General features: G+C 48.0%; 12 protein-coding genes. 4 read left to right on the top strand and 8 right to left on the bottom strand.

Annotated features, from left to right (window positions below; translation table 11 throughout):
- Nucleotides 1–211: 211 nt before the first annotated feature.
- Nucleotides 212–514, bottom strand: a complete 303-nt coding sequence (locus ACKFKH_RS22875) for a hypothetical protein (RefSeq protein WP_446860668.1) — start codon at nt 512–514, stop codon at nt 212–214.
- Nucleotides 515–873: 359 nt separating this feature from the next.
- Between ACKFKH_RS22875 and ACKFKH_RS22880 the strand changes: the two genes are divergently transcribed.
- Together ACKFKH_RS22880 and ACKFKH_RS22885 are read left to right on the top strand one after the other, a co-directional pair.
- Nucleotides 874–1,431 (top strand): IS630 family transposase, encoded by a 558-nt coding sequence (locus ACKFKH_RS22880; protein WP_446860669.1) that lies wholly within the window; start codon nt 874–876, stop codon nt 1,429–1,431.
- Nucleotides 1,432–1,452: 21 nt separating this feature from the next.
- Nucleotides 1,453–2,565 (top strand): ABC transporter ATP-binding protein, encoded by a 1,113-nt coding sequence (locus ACKFKH_RS22885; protein ID WP_446860670.1) that lies wholly within the window; start codon nt 1,453–1,455, stop codon nt 2,563–2,565.
- Nucleotides 2,566–2,765: 200 nt separating this feature from the next.
- Here the strand turns inward: ACKFKH_RS22885 and ACKFKH_RS22890 are convergent, their stop codons facing one another.
- The 6 genes from ACKFKH_RS22890 to ACKFKH_RS22915 all read right to left on the bottom strand — a co-directional run bounded on the left by ACKFKH_RS22890 (nt 2,766) and on the right by ACKFKH_RS22915 (nt 12,937).
- The gene (locus ACKFKH_RS22890) at nt 2,766–3,332 is read right to left on the bottom strand and encodes a DUF2808 domain-containing protein (protein WP_446860671.1); all 567 of its coding nucleotides are present in this window, start codon (nt 3,330–3,332) and stop codon (nt 2,766–2,768) included.
- 546 nt (nt 3,333–3,878) lie between these two features.
- Complete coding sequence (locus tag ACKFKH_RS22895) at nt 3,879–5,261, bottom strand: hypothetical protein (RefSeq protein ID WP_446860672.1); 1,383 nt, start codon at nt 5,259–5,261, stop codon at nt 3,879–3,881.
- 755 nt (nt 5,262–6,016) lie between these two features.
- Nucleotides 6,017–7,486, bottom strand: a complete 1,470-nt coding sequence (locus tag ACKFKH_RS22900; protein WP_446860673.1) for an HlyD family type I secretion periplasmic adaptor subunit — start codon at nt 7,484–7,486, stop codon at nt 6,017–6,019.
- 528 nt (nt 7,487–8,014) lie between these two features.
- On the bottom strand, nt 8,015–11,014 hold the full coding sequence (locus ACKFKH_RS22905) for a peptidase domain-containing ABC transporter (protein ID WP_446860674.1): 3,000 nt from the start codon (nt 11,012–11,014) through the stop codon (nt 8,015–8,017).
- A gap of 147 nt (nt 11,015–11,161) precedes the next feature.
- Complete coding sequence (locus ACKFKH_RS22910; protein WP_446860675.1) at nt 11,162–11,956, bottom strand: peptidylprolyl isomerase; 795 nt, start codon at nt 11,954–11,956, stop codon at nt 11,162–11,164.
- A 786-nt stretch (nt 11,957–12,742) separates the two neighbouring features.
- Nucleotides 12,743–12,937: a hypothetical protein gene (locus tag ACKFKH_RS22915; protein ID WP_446860676.1), complete on the bottom strand. Its 195-nt coding sequence runs from the start codon at nt 12,935–12,937 to the stop codon at nt 12,743–12,745.
- Nucleotides 12,938–13,028: 91 nt separating this feature from the next.
- Between ACKFKH_RS22915 and ACKFKH_RS22920 the strand changes: the two genes are divergently transcribed.
- A complete protein-coding gene (locus ACKFKH_RS22920; RefSeq protein WP_446860677.1) occupies nt 13,029–13,847 on the top strand; it encodes a calcium-binding protein in 819 nt (272 codons plus the stop codon).
- A gap of 633 nt (nt 13,848–14,480) precedes the next feature.
- On the top strand, nt 14,481–15,347 hold the full coding sequence (locus ACKFKH_RS22925) for a hypothetical protein (RefSeq protein ID WP_446860678.1): 867 nt from the start codon (nt 14,481–14,483) through the stop codon (nt 15,345–15,347).
- A gap of 451 nt (nt 15,348–15,798) precedes the next feature.
- Here ACKFKH_RS22925 and ACKFKH_RS22930 read toward each other — a convergent pair whose 3' ends face one another.
- Nucleotides 15,799–17,139, bottom strand: coding sequence for a hypothetical protein (locus ACKFKH_RS22930; protein WP_446860679.1), 1,341 nt, complete (start codon nt 17,137–17,139; stop codon nt 15,799–15,801).
- Nucleotides 17,140–17,167 lie beyond the last annotated feature (28 nt).

The following is a 17,167-nucleotide window of genomic DNA, read 5'->3' on the forward strand; positions in this document are numbered from 1 at the left end:
GACATTACAATCTGCCCAACGTAACTGGTACTTTATTTAATTGCATATCCCTAAACGAGTCATAACAGAGCAAAGCTCTGCTAGGCTATGCGTCGGAATATATCCCTTCGCCACACCTTGACACGCCATCTCAAGTCGAGACAGAGCAAGATCATGTTTTCATGTTCAATCAACAGTGCTGCAATTAGCACAGAAGTATCATACAAAACGTTCACAAATCAACCTGCTCAATCTGATTTTGAATCCGTTCCTCTCTCATTTCTCCAATCAACGCATCTAAATCAAACCCTTCTAAATCAAGCCCTTCTAATTGCCCCGTTTCAATCACAAGAACTCCTTGCTTGCGATGCAATCTAGGTGAAATCGTTTCATGGTTTGAGCTTGCCACTTGCCTAGATTGATGAGTTGCCGGTGTGGATTGACGCTGCAAAACTCTCAGAATCTCTAAGAGAGTTCGTACAACTTGGTCAGGAGATTTATCAATGGCTTGAATCAGTTCTTCTTTAGGAGTCATCTTTAGGAGTCATCATACTAAAACTGACGGAGGAATTAACTTTATTTTAACAATAGTCCGGACAGTTTTTTGAACGACTCCAAAAGGCTTTCAGGAAGTACAGTTCCAGCATTGAGCTATTTTTCAAAGTTGGCTCTATTCCTGACTTTGAAAATAAGATCCTGTCCCACGAGCGAATCAGGGTTTGAACCTGAAAATCTGCTCAAAATTTGTCCGAAGTATTGTTTTAAACAAGTGGTGCAGAAAATCCATGAAGAATGGGGGATTAAAACCAGTACGCAGACGACTAAGCGCGTCCTGAAGGCAATGCGGATGAGTTGGCATCGCTTCCGACGAGGGGTAGGAGGACAACCAATGCTGTGGAGTACGAGCACAAACAAGCGGAATTGGAAGTCTTAAAGCAGTTGGAAGATCAAGGCGAATTGGACTTGTACTACTTGGATGAAGTTGGATTTTGCTTAATTCCGAGTATCCCGTATGGGTGGCAAATGATTGGCGAAACCGAAGAGATAGAAAGTCGGCGCAGTCCACGATTGAATGTTCTGGGGTGGATGACGCGCACCAATCAACGGCATCGCGATGTCTCGACTCAGAGCATTACAAGTGAGGGGGTGATTGCGTGCATGGATGCTTTCTTTCCAACCGTGAACAAGCGCACGGTGATTGTGGTAGACCAAGCTTCGATTCACACGAGCGATGCGATCGCGGACAAGCTAGCGGAGTGGAAGCAGCGCAACATTGAGATTTTTAACTTACCAACCTACTCCCCGCAATTGAATCTGATTGAGATCCTATGGCGGTTTATCAAGTACGAATGGATTGAGTTCAGTGCTTATCGGAATTGGCAAAGCTTAGTTCAGTATGTAGAGAGAGTACTCAAAGAGTTTGGCGAGAACTATGTAATTAATTTTGTTTAACTACTTAACAACCTGTCTGGGATGGCCACCATCAAGAGCTTTACCGCCGAAGACTATGAGCGAGATCGAGTGGCAATTGAGAGTGAAGCCTATCGTCGGAGTAATCGTCGCGCTATTGCGCTGAGTGCTGCTTTTGTGCCTTTGATTCGGTTGATTATTCTCGTTGGATTTACAGCAACGCTCTTTTGGGGTGGAGTCGAGGCGGCAAATGGTCGGCTGTCCGTGGGCACCTACGGCTTTATGGTGTTTATTATTCAACGATTGCTCTGGCCCTTTACTCGACTGGGGCAAACAATGGATCAATATCAACGAGCAATGGCTTCGATCAATCGCGTGATGAATCTGTTGGATACACCGATCGCAATCTCGACGGGCGATCGTCCCTTACCCATTCATCAAGTGCATGGTGAAGTCAGTCTTGAAAACATTACCTTTGCCTATTTGGGGCGTAGTTCTGCGTTAGAAGATCTGTCGCTACAAATTCCCGCTGGGCAAACGATCGCCATCGTCGGGGCAACTGGTTCAGGAAAAAGTACGCTGGTCAAATTGTTGTTGCGCTTTTATGAGGTTCAGCAAGGGCAAATTCTACTCGATGGCATCGACATTCGTGAACTGCGGCTGAGAGACCTGCGACGCTGTATTGGCTGGGTCAGTCAGGAGGTCTTTTTGTTTCACGGCACCGTGGCAGAAAACATTGCCTACGGGAGTTTTGACGTGACGCGAGAAGAAGTCATCCGATCGGCAAAGTTAGCAGAAGCACACGAATTTATTGCCCAACTTCCGCAAGGGTACGACACGCTAGTCGGTGAGCGCGGACAAAAGCTCTCTGGAGGACAACGCCAACGATTAGCGATCGCCCGCGCATTGCTCAAAGATCCTCCTATTTTGATTCTGGACGAAGCTACTTCTGCGGTCGATAACGAGACGGAAGCCGCTATCCAGCGATCGCTAGAATACATTACCCAAAATCGAACGACGATAGCGATCGCTCACCGTTTATCTACGATCCGTCATGCTCACTGCATCTATGTGATGGATCAAGGGCGCATTGTTGAGCAAGGAACCCACGAAGCGCTACTAGACCAGCAAGGCATTTACACGGGATTGTGGCAGGTGCAATCGGGGATTCGGTAGGAGTGAGGAGTGAGGAGTGAGGAGTTTAAGACTTGCTCTGGTTGTCTTTCGGCTTTCTTGACTAACCAATGTATAGCAGTTCTCAATCAGTTGTAAGAATGTGCAAACGGTGGGTTGTTAGTTGCTTGTTCTTAGCGCTTGATTGACGACTTATCGCTTATTGGTCTTTTGTAATCGGGGATTTTTGCTGTGATTCTAGCTTACCGACCAATGTTTAACATTCCGTTACCGACAAAGACAGCGCCATAAGATTGTGCGGTTGGGTAGGCAGCAATGCTGTATTGATATAGTCCAGCAGAGAGCGGCTTGCGGGGCTTGAAGACAACGGTGATCGGAGTGTTGGAGGGCACTGGTGAATTGAACTCAACTAAGACGGTTCCGGTTTCGTCGATCGTCGTGCTTTCGATCCCGATCGCGGCTCCTGGTGCGTCAGAGTTTCCGACAAAGGCGGCTGTCTCCATTGAATTCAAATAAATGGGCGCAACTTCATTGTCTTGCTCAGGCTTGGTGAATGAAAAAGACAGCTTTGTAAACTGATTGCTAGAACGTTTTGGCAACGTCATCGAAAAGGAATAGCTGTCTTCGCTCACGGCTACCCGATCTTGCTTGACGAACGAAGTAGAACGATTTCTCTTTTGTGTCGCTGCACTCCGCTTGGTCGAATTCTGGTTAGCTTGGATGGTTTGTTCTGGGTTGGCCGCAGTCGCTGATGTCGCTAGTAAAGCACTAACGATCGTGAATGTGATTGCATTTCTAATCTGAATCATGGTTACCTCCATAAGGATGTGAGTGTTGGACTTTGGACTTTGAACTTTAGATGCGGAGCAGTCTCAAATCAATTGTGAGAATCTTGAAGTAGCACGTTCTTAATGATTCGTTTTTAGCCATTAATTGACAACTTGGCTTGACTCATCAATGCAGGTAGACAATCAATACGCTACTTCGACTCTTTCTAGTTGTTGAGCGATTCTACTTCACAAAAGATAAACCTGACAATCTTGAATCGTACAGTCCACGCCCCCCTCATTCTCAATCTCTACTTCCACCAGACGCAAAGGGGAGCCATTTTACCGTCCTTTACATCGGATAGAAGAGATTTTGAAAATGAGCATGTCTGTACTCATCAGAATTGCCAGGTCAATCAAGTGTGTTGAGTGATTTCGCTGGGTGTGACAATAGATTTGGCGTGGGGCTTGGACTTTAGATTTTTGACTTTAGAACTTTGGACTCTAGACAATGCCTTCGGTCTAATGTTTAATGTCTTGGGTCTAATGTCTCCGCCGCATCTATCTTGCTAGTTCAGAGAATGGACATTACGCAAACTGAATTACGTCTTTGTTGAAGTTGAGGCGATTTTCTCCAGTTGGGAAGCCTGCCTTACCATCGCCATCGCCATCCACATTAGAGTGAATGTTGGAGTAGATATCACCCGCCAAGAAAGCAGCTTGCTCGACAGGAGTCAAGTTAAACTTGCCCGAAATCGTCCCAGACTTAGCATCGGTCGGCGTGTTTGTCAGATAGCGAACAACGGTTGCATCGGCAAAGTCACCGCGAGAATCTCCGGCGGGACTAAAGTGCAGGTGAGTACCCGAAATCGGATTACCTTCTACATCTTTAGGAACTTTCAAGAAGCCATTGATCAGCGCCACTGGGTCAGCCCCATTGAGAATCTTAGCATTGGGGTCAATCTCTTTTTCGCCCTGGCTAAACAGTGGGAACCCATCAAAGTCCTTGTAGCTACCCTTGACGGTGAGAACGCCATTCTTTAACTCGGTATTCATTTCTGAGCTGCCAGGACTGTCAGTTACGAAGGGAAACTCGGAACCGCCAGTTCCTTTAGCTGTCTTCGTCTTAAAGCCATCGTCGCCCACATAGAGGAAGTCATCGCCGCCGCCGCCAATCAAGCGATCGTGCCCTAGTGTCCCGGTGATCTTGCCATCCCCACGCTGAGTCTTAAAGCCTTTTTCTTTGAGTCCTCTGAGACTTTGGTTGGCTTCAACACTGTTTCTAGCAAAGTTTTTCTCGGAGAGATCACCAACCTTGACAAAGGGCAGCGCTGCTAGAATGTGCTCCGTTTTTTTGTCGATCACCAGTGCATTGTTGACCGAATCGAGGGGTTGCTCTAGTCCCCCTTTACCGGGGTTTTTGCCTTGAGCAATGATGATGTTTTTGGGGTTGAGTCCTGACAAGACAAAGCGATCGTTGGCAGGGTCAAAGTCAAGGACTCGGTTGGTGGTCTCACGTCCCAAGACTACGGTATCTTTGCCTGTACCTGTGGTGATGGTGTTAAAGCCGCCCCCGGTTCCTTGAACCACATCGCTGTCGCCCGACCCGATTACAACGTTGTTACCGCCTTTGGGGTTTAGGACATCCCCTTTTGCGCCCAGGTTGTCAAGAAATGAAGTCTCACGAACGACATTCTTAACATCTAGTCCTCTAGCAGAGGCAACTTGATCTAGCTCAACGTGAAGTTGAAACTTACCTACCACAGGCTTGTGGTCGTGATCATCGGGAGGAGCCGCGATCGTTTGGGCTTCGTCGGGCGCTAGTGCCTGGTTGAGTGCTTTTTCCAGGTTAGCAGCTTCGGGTGAGGAACCTTTTGAAGGGATGGCTAGGTCGGCATTAGGACCCGGTGCAGGAACAAGTCCAGCAGCGCTGGGTTGGTTGTGTTGGGTGTCGTTGTGTAAGGCTTCCATAATCGCTCCTAAAAGTTTGAGGAAAGAACTGCAAAGATAAGATCGCTCTCACTCATCTTGAGATGAAAGTGAATCAATCGAATGTTGCAGTGCAAAGAATCAGGTTTGGGAATGGCAAATCAATTTAGCTGGATTGCTGGTGCAAATTTGAGTACGGGGTTAAACGCTTCACAGTTTTACCGTTTTTAGATAACACCCTGCACCAGTCAATTGCCAGAAATCGATCGCGATTCTTGCTCGGTAGAAAACTAGTGGTGACGCAGCTAGAGGCACAAAATTCACTTCGAGAAATTCACTTTTGGAAATAGCAGAGATGATCAATGCAGCTAATCTCTCTACTGGGTAAACGCTGATGAACTCAAAGTCTTGAAATGCTTGGGCGAAGTGAAGTTTTGATTTTCTAGGCGATGTCTTTGCCCTGCGTCCACTATAACAAACTTTGATCGAATGGCAACCCCAAATCAAATCAATTTTTTAATTAGAACCAGAATTTTTTAAGTTCTAATTAGTAGACACGACTCAGGCAACGTTTGTATGCGATCGGTTATCTAACTGCTTAAAGAAGCTCAAAGTCATTGAAGTCAGATATCATCGCCGTTCTAGAGAACGTAAAACACAAATAAATCCCCAACTTCTTAAGAAATCAGGGATTTTAACATTAGAGCAATTCAAAGTTTAATCGCGATCGTTCCTCTCAGGACTATTCTGCTATTCTACTGACCGATCCATTCTACTCGGATTGCTTGATTCCCCAACTAGCGAACAGATTTAATCCCATCAAATGCTTTGGTGATTTCTTCGGTGACATAGCTGATCGGGGCGCGTTGTCTCACTTTAACCATTGCGGTGATGGTCATACCGGGAGTCAGTGAAAAGCGCTGCGATCGGCGATCGAGAAACTGACGTTCTAGCCTCACCTCAACCGGGAAAACAGTGCGAGGATTTTGCTCACTCACCGCCACCGCCTCACTGCCCACCTTAGAAACAATTCCCTTGACAGACCCAAACTCAGTAAACGGATAAGCATCAATGCGGACATCGACAGGCATTCCCATGCGAATATTGGCAATATCAGCATTTGCAACCTGCACTCGCGCCGTCAACGACTCATTGGGCACCACTTGCAACAACGTCTGACCGGGCTGAGTCACTGCTCCCGGAAGCTTGGCCGCCAGGTTAAACACAACGCCATCAGCGGGAGAGCGCAATCCCTGATTTTTGAGGTCGAGTTGAATCTGATTAAGCTGCGAAGTCACTTCGATCATCTGACGCTGGTTGTCTTTGATGATGGTGTCAAACTTAGTGTCTAACTCTGCCAATTGTCGCTGTATATCCTGTTGAGTTTCGTTGAGTACTTTGCCATCTTCGACCCTGCTTTGTAGCTGATTGATCTTGATCTGTTCTCGCTGCAACTCATTTTGAATCAGTTGTTTTTGCAGATCACCCACGCCAACTTCTCGCTGCAATAGCGTCACCTTGGGAATCGCCCCCTGCTCAACTAATGGACGCAACCTGTCCAACAGTTCTTGTTCGCGCTGAAGTTGAAACCGAGTCTGATTGAGTTGGGCTTCAGCTTCCGACACTTTAGATTGCAGCGTCGATCGCTGTAGCTCACTGAGAGAACGGCGATCGCGCAATTGTCGAAGATAGAGATTAAACCGTTGCTGCTGGTCTGGGGCGAGGCTTTTGGGGTTTCCGGTGAGTTGGGCGACGAGTAATAAGCGAGTTTGTACCTGGCTCATCAGTTCGGGGGAAATCTCAATTCTGCTGTTTCCGAGCGATCGTAGGGGTTTTCCTTGTTGAGCCAGTCGCAATACTGCGGTTTCTTTAATCAATCGTCGCCGCTGAAGCAACAATTCTTGTAGTCGGTTAAAGAGTGCGGTTTGATCAAGCTGCATTAACAACTGCCCCTGTTTGACTGCCTCTCCTTCGCGCACCAAGACAGCCGTTACTACGCCTCCCGCTCTCGCCTGGACAATCTGCGACTGCGACTGTGGTTCTAGTTTGCCACTAGCATTGACCACCACATCGACCCGCGCCAACACGGCCCAACCTGTTCCGACGGCGATGCCTAGCAAAATTACCTGTGTTAGTCGCTTTGTCCAGTTTCCAGTAGTTGGTAACCCAGTCGCTTTGGTTTCCAGATCTTGATCAACCTGGTCTTGAAAGGTTCGATAGCGAGTTTGTAGGGCTTCTATGGGAGCAAACAAGCGAGGACGACTCATGGGGATTCTCCAGGGGAATTAGTAGGGGGGAGGGGTTGCCGCTGGCGGCACGCTTCGCGAGAGGGATGAGGGATGAAGGATGAGGGATGAAAGAGAAAATTAATTAGAATTGGATGTCATTGAATGATGTGCAGTGTCCACTTTACGAGTTCTCAAAGTCCCCTAAAATTGGGGAGTTGGGGGCAGAAGACGCAAACAACGCGAAAAAAATTCATTAGACTTCCTGCACGAATCATAGATGCCCTCCGACTAAAGTCGGGGCTACAAGAGCAAAGTGTGCCTTCGCACACTAAAGAGGCGATTTTAACCGTTAGTCCACGGAGGTGGACTTTGTTCTGATAGCAGCGTTGCCGAAGGCTCTTGCGAAGCTAACATCAATCGCCAGGTATTCATGCAGGAAGTCTATTGAATGGATGTTCACCTACAACTAGGTTGATTTCTGGTTTTCTCGGCATACTGCTAGATTCTTCTTTCAATTAATTCACCTCACTCCTCACTCCTCACTCCTCACTCCTCACTCCTCACTTCTCACTCCTCCCGCGACTGTTGAGCGTAGAGACAGTAATAAAGCTGACGGCTGGCCATTAGCTCCTGGTGAGTTCCTTGTTCGGCGATGATGCCCGACTGCATAAACAGAATCCAATCTGAACGAGCGATCGTATTCAGGCGATGGGTGATAAAAAAACAAGTGCGACCCGCAAATCGCTCCATGAGATTGTTGCAAACTCGCCGTTCGGTTTCATAGTCCAGAGCGCTGGTGGCTTCGTCAAAAATGAGTAGCCGAGGATTGCGAATGACGACACGGGCGATCGCAACTCGTTGTCGTTGTCCCCCTGAGAGGGCTGCGCCGCGTTCACCAATTTGGGTTTCGTAGCCATCAGGTAGCTGCATGATAAAATCGTGCGCTTCGGCGACTCGTGCGGCTTCGATTACAATGTCGTCGGGCAAATGCTCAAATAAGGCAATGTTGTCGCGGATCGTTCCTTGAAACAGTACGGCATCTTGAGAAACAATCCCAACCTGCGATCGCAAAGAATGTAAATCGATTTTGCACACATCGTAATCGTCAATGGTAATGCTGCCACTGTTGGGCAAATACAGCCGGGGTAATAGCTTCATCAATGTACTTTTACCAGAGCCGCTTTGACCAACGATGCCGACAAATGTACCGGGTGCAATGTTGAGACTAATATTCGAGAGTTGTAGTTGACCGGGTTTGAATCCAAAACAAACGTCGTGGTATTGAATCTGTCCCGTGATGGGTGGAATCTGAAGCTGCTGTTCTTGAGACAGTTCTTTTTCATCGGGAGCATCTGCAATATCCGCCAGCAGTTCCATTGACAGTGAGGTTTCTTGAAATCGCTGCCAGAGCCGTGATAGTCGGAGAAGTGGGCCCGTCACATAGCCTGTGAGAATCCGAAAGGCAATCAGTCCGCCCAGGGTTAATTCGCCCTTGAGTACCAGATCTGCACCGACCCACAGCACTAGCAAACTGCTAACCGTATTCAAAAAGTTGCTGTAGGAGTAGAAAACAGTGTTGATGTTAGAAGTCGTAAAGCCACTGGTGAGATATTGCACATAGCGATCGCGCCAGGTTGCTTCGACCAGAGACTCCATGTGTTGAGATTTGACTGAGGCAATCCCGCCCAACACTTCAACCATATAAGCCTGCACTTTTGCGCCCTGGTCAGCCTTCAGACGCAGTAACTTCTGCTGAATTTTGGACATGAGCAGGGTTGAAACAATCACGATCGGGACCGTGGCCAACACACAAAGCGTCAGACTGGTACTATAGAGCAGCATCACGCCAATGTAGAACACCGAGAACACCACATCCATCACGGTGGTAATCGCAGTTTCTGTCATAAATTGACGAATATTTTCTAACTCCAACAGTCGAGACGCTAACTCCCCGACCGGACGCTGCTCAAAAAACTTAAGCGGCAAATGCAGCATGTGACGCACAATCTCAACACCCAGATGCAAATCAATCCGATTAGTGGTGGTGATCAGCATTTGAGTGCGTAAAATCGTCAGCACCCCTTCTAATAGTGCAAATATGACCATCAAGGTGCCAAAAGTAGACATTGCACCTGAGTTGGAATTGATAATCACATTATCGACAACCTGCTGCACCAACAATGGATTTCCCAAACCGAGTAGCTGGATCACCACTGACGACAGCAAAACCTGCACCAAAATGCCTCGCTGCTTGATCACCATCGGCAAAAACCGACTAAAGCCAAATCGCTTAGTTGGTGTACTAGCAAACCGCTCAATCACGATCGCTCGACAGGAACCTGCTTCTCCAGTGGCCCGCTTTAACTTTGTAGGCACTTCGATCGTTAAGCGATCGGACAACTGCTCAGGGGTCAGTCTCACCAATCCTGTCCGAGGGGAGCCTAATACAGCCGAGGTCGGTGTCACATCATAAAGCACCGCAAACACATCCCCAAACTGAATTAGGGCAGGTGTTGCTAGTCGATTAATACCGCCACCCGTCGGCGAAAAGTTGACTACTTGAGCATTTAATCCGATCGCTTGAGCAATGCGTGAATACAAATCTACAGGTTCAAATCGATCCAGGGATTGCTGCTTTAAGGTGCGGCGCAAAGAATCAGGACGATAAGGCACTCGCAAGCGATCGCAGACCATGCCAAAACAGGCCACAATATCTTCGATCGGTTCTGGAGCGCGTGACTTCCAAGTGGGATAGCTTTTGTCGTCAGGCGGGGGAACTTCTGGCTTGGTTGAGACAAATGGTTCTAGTTCAGCAGCCGTGCGACTCGGAGCCGTATGGTTGAGTAATTTTGCATGGAGAGAAACGCGATCGATTCCCACCAGCCGTACTGGAAAGCGAGAGGGACGAGATTGTTGTAGCTGGTTGACTTGAGTGATGGGAGTCCCGATCGGCAGATTGAGAAATTCACCACTGCTGACTAACCAGACGCGATCTTTCGACAATTCCAGCGCCTCATCCCAATTCTGAACAATGGCAACCTGCTCCTGGTCAACGTATTGCACCACTTTCTGCAAATTCAGATTAGCAGCAGGATTCCGCATGTGTGACATTGCCTGAGATAGGGTGTCAAACAGTTCTAATACGCTTACTCGCTCCATTAATACAGGCAGCAAATAGCTCAAGGCGAGTGACTCAAACTCATCAGCCGACAGTGCCAGCGTGAGAATCTCATGATCACCTGCTTGAGCAGACATCGCCGCCCGCACCGAACCTGCCCCCACCCGTCGCAGTAAGTTATCCCACCCGACGACAGCTCCGGCTCCCAGAACGGCCAACGTCGGACTTTGCTGAGAGTCAGCCCCCAAAATTCGCACACTTCCCTGAACAATAAAGTGAACTTCGGAAGGCAGTTCTTTAGGCGGATAGATCACTTCTCCCGGCTGGAAGGCACACAACCGTAGCTTAGACGCGATCGCTGCTCGTAAGTCATCCGGCAAATCTTTGAACGGCCAGGCCGCAAAAAAATCAGTCAGAAACGATTGCATTTGTTCTTCACGCTGCATCATCGTTGCGAATCCTCAAGTTATAAACCGGGTAGAGCATTGGACTAATTGATCTAGCTAGTACTTCGTTAAGAGAGGGATAAGGGATGAGAGAACTGCTTTCATGAGTTTAGAGATGTTGGTGTCCCTCGCTTCATCCCTGACAAACTACTAGACTGCTGCGAGAGAAGGACTCTCTTCGTGGGTTGGTTCTGGCGCTTCGGGTTGTACCGCGATCGCGCCTGGGGTGTTGATCACTTTTTGAACTTGCATTTGCAGCCATTGTGTATAGAGACGATCCATGACAATCGCGCGAGTTGCTTCTGTTAACCGGGCAGAAATAAATCGCTCTAATCGCACTACCCAAAAACGATCGCCCACTTGAATCGGGGGATAAACAATGCCCGTTTGTTGATTGCGAAATAGGGTTACTAGGTCGATCGACAGCCCCGAAAGAGACACTGGGCCGACCCAGCCTCCGGTTTGTTTCTCGCTTCCCAGGGAATGCTGTTGGGCAAGTTGAGCAAACTCTACGCCATCATCTCGAAGCTGAAAATAGACTTCCTGCGCCAGTGCTAGATCATCGAGTTGAATCAGCGAATACTCAATTTGATCGAGGTCTGACTTGATTCGCAAAAACTCTGACTCTACTTGATCAGCAAACCGAAGTTGCTTAAATTTTTGGCGTTGCCACTCGCGCATCATCACCGTTTGGAAGTATTCCAATGTCACGCCTTTTTGTTGACACCACTCGGTCAAAAACTGCTCAAAATCATCCGGGATGGGCGTATCGCTGACTCCTACTAGCGTGTAGAAGACTTCTTGTTTTAACAACGGCACTTCCTTAAACACTTCATCTAGTAGGACGTGTCCCACCAGTGTTTCTAGAAGCTTGTATTGAACCAAAGCAGAAATAATCTGATCGCCATTCATCAGGCGATAACCAATTTTCAAACAGCTACTCATGGCAGTGTTCCAAACCTTCAAACAAAATACTTTTCGATCGATCCGGAGCGCGTAAGTCAGTAAATCTAGGGAACACGCGGGCTACTTTTGTGAGGTAGCAATTTAAATCAATCCCGTAGTGACACCCAATTCTGTAGCTTAGTTAAGGGAGGTAAATGCTGCTCTGTCTGGCGATCGAGCCTGGGTTGGGTTAAGGAAAGCTCGATCGACACCGTATCTTTATAATACACTGACAGGTTACAACACATATGGCCCTCTGTCTAGGTTAATTAGAACCAATTTTTTGCGTGGTTCCAATTATTTTTTAGCTAAATGATCTCCTAACTGTTGTCTATACAGATTAAATTGCACGCAACCGGACACTGTGGAATGTCTTAAGCAATCTGTAGAAGACCTTAATTAATTAGAACAATCCTCTGATTCAGTAGGTTCTAATTAACGATATTTTGGCACCTTAGTAAAATATATCACATGGTAGGTGCGGTGCTTTTAGTTGCTCGTTCTATTGAAAGCTCGACCTTCTCTCAGTTTCACCTCTATCAACTCCTAGAAACACCTTCTTTTACGAAGTATAAAAACTTAAAGCTGACTCAAGAAAGTTCTGAGAATATCAGGTTGGCTAAACGCTTTAGCTTCTTTACGCTTGGTATGAGATGAATTACGCTTCACAGTAAAGTCACGGGTGTAAATTCTTCAAACCAGACCGATCGACGGGCATTAGGTGTTGTCAAACCTGTACTGGATAACCGTTTCACGTTGGTCGTTCATCCTAATCAATCTCAAAAGTTAATCCCTCAACTGGACGCTTTTTGTGAAGTTAGATGATTCTGCTTGCACTGTTCTACCCATGCTGTAAGCAAAATGATCCTGAATGCGTGAATACGATCGCTCAAACACTTTAACGATCTGCACTGTTTCTGACTCTCTAAACAGGACACTCCCTCTCAGATCACTCGCAGCCATTCCTGGCGGGTCACTCAAAGGGATTGTTCCTCACGCTGATTGTCAGCAGGATCGATTGAAAAAGATCTACCAAGCAATTTTGCAGTTAACCAAACCAAAGGAACTCATCATGGCGGATAGCGCTCAGACCGGACTACAGTCAATCTTTACGCTTCTCAACAACCTCACAACCATTAATCGTGGGGCCCCAGGAGTCGCATTCAACGACCTTGCTGCTAACAATGACCTGTTTATTGGTGACTTGACCGACAGTGTTGCTAGAGGACAACAAGGCAATGATTTGCTGCTTGGCAATGTTGGAAACGACTTTCTGATGGGTGACACAGGCGTGGATGGTTTGTTTGGCGGCCCTGATAACGATCAACTCAGAGGTGGCGCTGAAGATGATACGCTCTTTGGAGAAGCGGGCAATGATATATTGGTCGGCGATGCCGGGGTTGATTTCCTCGTCGGTGGCGAAGGAAAAGATCAATTTGTCTACACAGGCGATCCATTTGCAAACGGAGTTGCTACCCCTGCTGGACAGACGGGAATTAATGTTCTAAACAAGCCCGACATCATCTCTGACTTTACGATCGGAGAAGACCAGCTTGCCCTCGGTAAGTTTGATCTCAACATCGCTAACCTGAACTTCCAACAAGGAAAATCTTCTGAGATTGGGGCTGATGGCAATCTGATTGTGTTGACCGATCCTTTTCCAGCGGCGGGGGCGGCGGCTCGTGCGATCGCTAACAACGACAAAATCACATCCAAGGAAGGCGTTTTTGCCTACTTTAACTCAACCCTCGGACTGACCCGCTTTGCTTACTCTCAAGACTTGGGCGGCGGCGGCAATGTCAGCGTTTTGGCTAACCTCGACAATCAGCGAGGTGATGTGGGGATGGCGAATATTACTAAGTTCACCGCAGCCGACTTTACTCTGGTCTAGACTTGACCTGGTGTAGACACTCAATGATGAGTCAGAAACTCGATGTTCTGCACTTGTCACGCTAATAGAGCTTCTCATACTCTTTGAACAAGTTTAAGCCTAAACCCCTACTGGAAACTGCTCTCTCGTGGGGGTTTGGCGCTGCAAGTTTCTACCTCACCACTCTAATGCAATGTCAGTTTGATGAAGTTTTTTCGCTCCGTTTTTTGGTGCTTCATCCTCCCAACGCTCAATTCTGAGGAACCTCCGGATTTTCAAGCTCGACGATTCAGACTTAGATTCAGCACTGCCGATTCAGCACTGCCTCGGATTCAAAGCTTGCCTTCCTGATTTCAACGTTATCCTTTGTAAGGGGGATTGGGGAATCTTGCCGATTCTGCTACCCACGACAGGACTTTTCAAACATCCTCTTAAAGTTTTCCAAAGTTGGGAGATTGAGGGGCAGAAGCCCCAAACACCGAAGTCAAGGAACTTTATCGAATTCACCTCAATGCGATACAAAATTACAGAAGTTTTACCTTGGCCTGCAAAGCTAACTGTCAGGCATTTACACAGGTGATTTAATAGAAGTAGTCCCCTCTTTCCCCACGGGCGCATCTCTAAACTGTCGTTCATTCTGCAATTTTTCTAACTATGAACCATCAGGTATTAGAGCCATCGACAGGTGAAGCGATCGCGCTGCCAGCCAAATTGAGCCGTCGGGTGCCTTTTCGCCTTCAGTCTGGCGATCTCAAACTAGTAGCCAGCAGCGGGATGATTGTCTGTTCTGCAATGCTCGCTCATCAAACGTTTCAGGCGACTGTATCACAAGCCAGTCCTCAACCCTGTGAAGGACTCACAAATGTCTCTGGGGCAAATCGCTGTCCACAAGTTGTCGCACAATCTGTGAGCGCCACTCCAGAGCCTCTGCACAACCACCAATGGAGCGATCGTCTCTTTCGGCAGCTACAGGGACAATCAGACGGTCTTCCTGCCCACATGGAGTCAATGTATGCCGATCTCCTCAACGAAGCTCAGTCCGCAGCCAGCCGCGACCAACTCACAGAAGCCGTCAAACTCATTGCGGGCATTCCCAAAAACAGTCGGCACCATGAATTAGCCCAACAGCTTGAGGATGATTGGTCACGAGAGCTAGTGCGTCAGGCGACTACTCGCTTTCAACAAGCCGATGTGACGACGGCGATGGCGCTCTTAGAGACCATTCCCAACACTAGCCAGTGGCACGATCGCGTCACAGAACTCAGAGACCGCTGGAGTCAGCAAGCTAAAGTGTACGATCGCGCCATTGCTGCAAAGTCCGGCCGAAATTGGCAGGGCGCGATCGACTCGATCAAGCAATTGGAAGGGTCACCGATTTATAACAGTCTTCCGGTGCAGGAGTTGTTGCAGCAAGCGATGACAAAGCTCTATGAGCCAGATGCGACATTGGTGCAAATTGCCGCCGCAGATACACCGATGATGGCAATTGCGCCTCCGGAGATGGTGTCGGTTATGTATTAAGAGAGAAAGGGAGGAGGGAGGAGGGATGAATTAGAATTCATTGTTCGTCTTGATTCCCTTTTCTAATTGCCGATCCTATGAGTTTTTAAAGTCCCTCAGAATTGGCAGCTTGGGGGCACTGATCATTTGAAGATTCTCACAAACGATTTAGGACTGCTATAGCCGAGAATTTCTTTGTCAGGTAGGTTTAGTCCAGCGCAAATAAATATTCTTAGTCGATTACAGGCGTTAGATTCTCCCTAACACAAGTTGTTATCGCTTCGTTTGAATCGGCTTCAGTCCCTAAATTCCCCATGCTGAGGGACTTTGAGAAAGAAAGGCTTCTAGAATACAAAGAAACTTCTCAGGGTTTCAAAGTCCTTCACTGGTGGGGAATTTAGGAGACTTCACAAGATTGGTAACTTCTCTGCTAGAAATCTCCCAAGTAACCTCAATGTGCGATCGACGGGCGCTACTCAGGTGACGTTGTAGAAAAGTCTGCTCCAAATAGCTTCTTTAGTACGATTAAGGGATCGGTTTGTGGAAGGCTCATGTCAATAAACAGCGAGTGAGCCAGCTTTAACTGCACTGCACTATACTGTCGCTGACTCTGGGCTTGAGAAACCGCCAAACTCAAATCGTGAAACCACTTTATCAACACAGGCAGCGAGTGTTCTAAAGCAACGGAGGCTCGATCGGGTGAAAATCGCAAAATTCGCCGCTTAAATCGAGCATTCATCAACAGATAGCCCTCAGCATCCTGAATCACTTCCCATTTTGACTGTGGCATGGCTTTCTCGCTCCACGCAACCCAGAGCCGCATCCGTTTGAGAAGAGCTTCTACATCACGCCGATCGCTCAGATAAAACGTCAGCGCTTTGGGGGTGGGCAGTTCTAACACGCGACGCAAGGGCACAGGGGCAGAGCGATCGAGGGGTGGGGTGTCGAGGTCACTAGGGAGCGCAGCTGAAACGGTTGGGGGCAGAGGCTCTACAACTGAGGTTTGCGGAGAATGCTCGCGTGAGATAGCCAACTCAGGAGAAAGGGTGATGGTTGTGACTTCCCAGCGATAGCGATCGAGCTTGCCCCCTTCATACATACAGGTCGGAAACGGGTAGGTCTGCTTGGTGATCGGCTGACCCGTCTGGGGATCGAGATACTCCAGATGAAGCTGGATTTCTGGCATGTCGTTTTGCTGCTTGGCAAAGGTGTAATCAGGCGGCGGCGGCTCTAAGCAGATCAGGCGCACCACTTGCGTTACATCAGGATTGTTGCTATCTCGCAGTTGAAAGACATTGTGAGGTGGATTAAAGATCAGGCGCTCTTCAGCGTCCAAAAAGTAGGAAAGCGTACAGCCCTGGGGGACATGAAACAAGGTTCCGATATAGCGATCGAGCTTGGGTTTGCGCCGTCTCAGGTAGACAAAGTACTGAGTGGGCTGGTCTAACCCGCGAGCCTGGTAGCTGTAGTCTTTTTTGAGTAACAGTCTTGTATTGTGATCGACGGGAGGGGACGCTGGGGTGACTTGACGATGACGATCGCCAATCTCCCTCAGTCCAAATTCGACGATGGCTTGAATATGAGCGGGTTCAAGCTGAGAAATCAGTCTGCGAATCAACGCAACTTTTGCTTTAGCAGGAAGCTGAACTGCCTGGTCAAGAAGGTCAGTCTGACGTTCAGAATCTTCTTCTGAAGTACCTTCTACCTGGGCGAGCGCAATCTGAAGCAGTCCTTCAGCCGTCTCAACTTCTGGCACGATCGTCGCTTGAATCAGCCGCTCATCGACACCCAAGGGGGGAACTTCACGACTCATATTAAAGGTGAATGAATGTGGAACCTAC

It is taken from the genome of Phormidesmis sp. 146-20 (assembly GCF_052939475.1).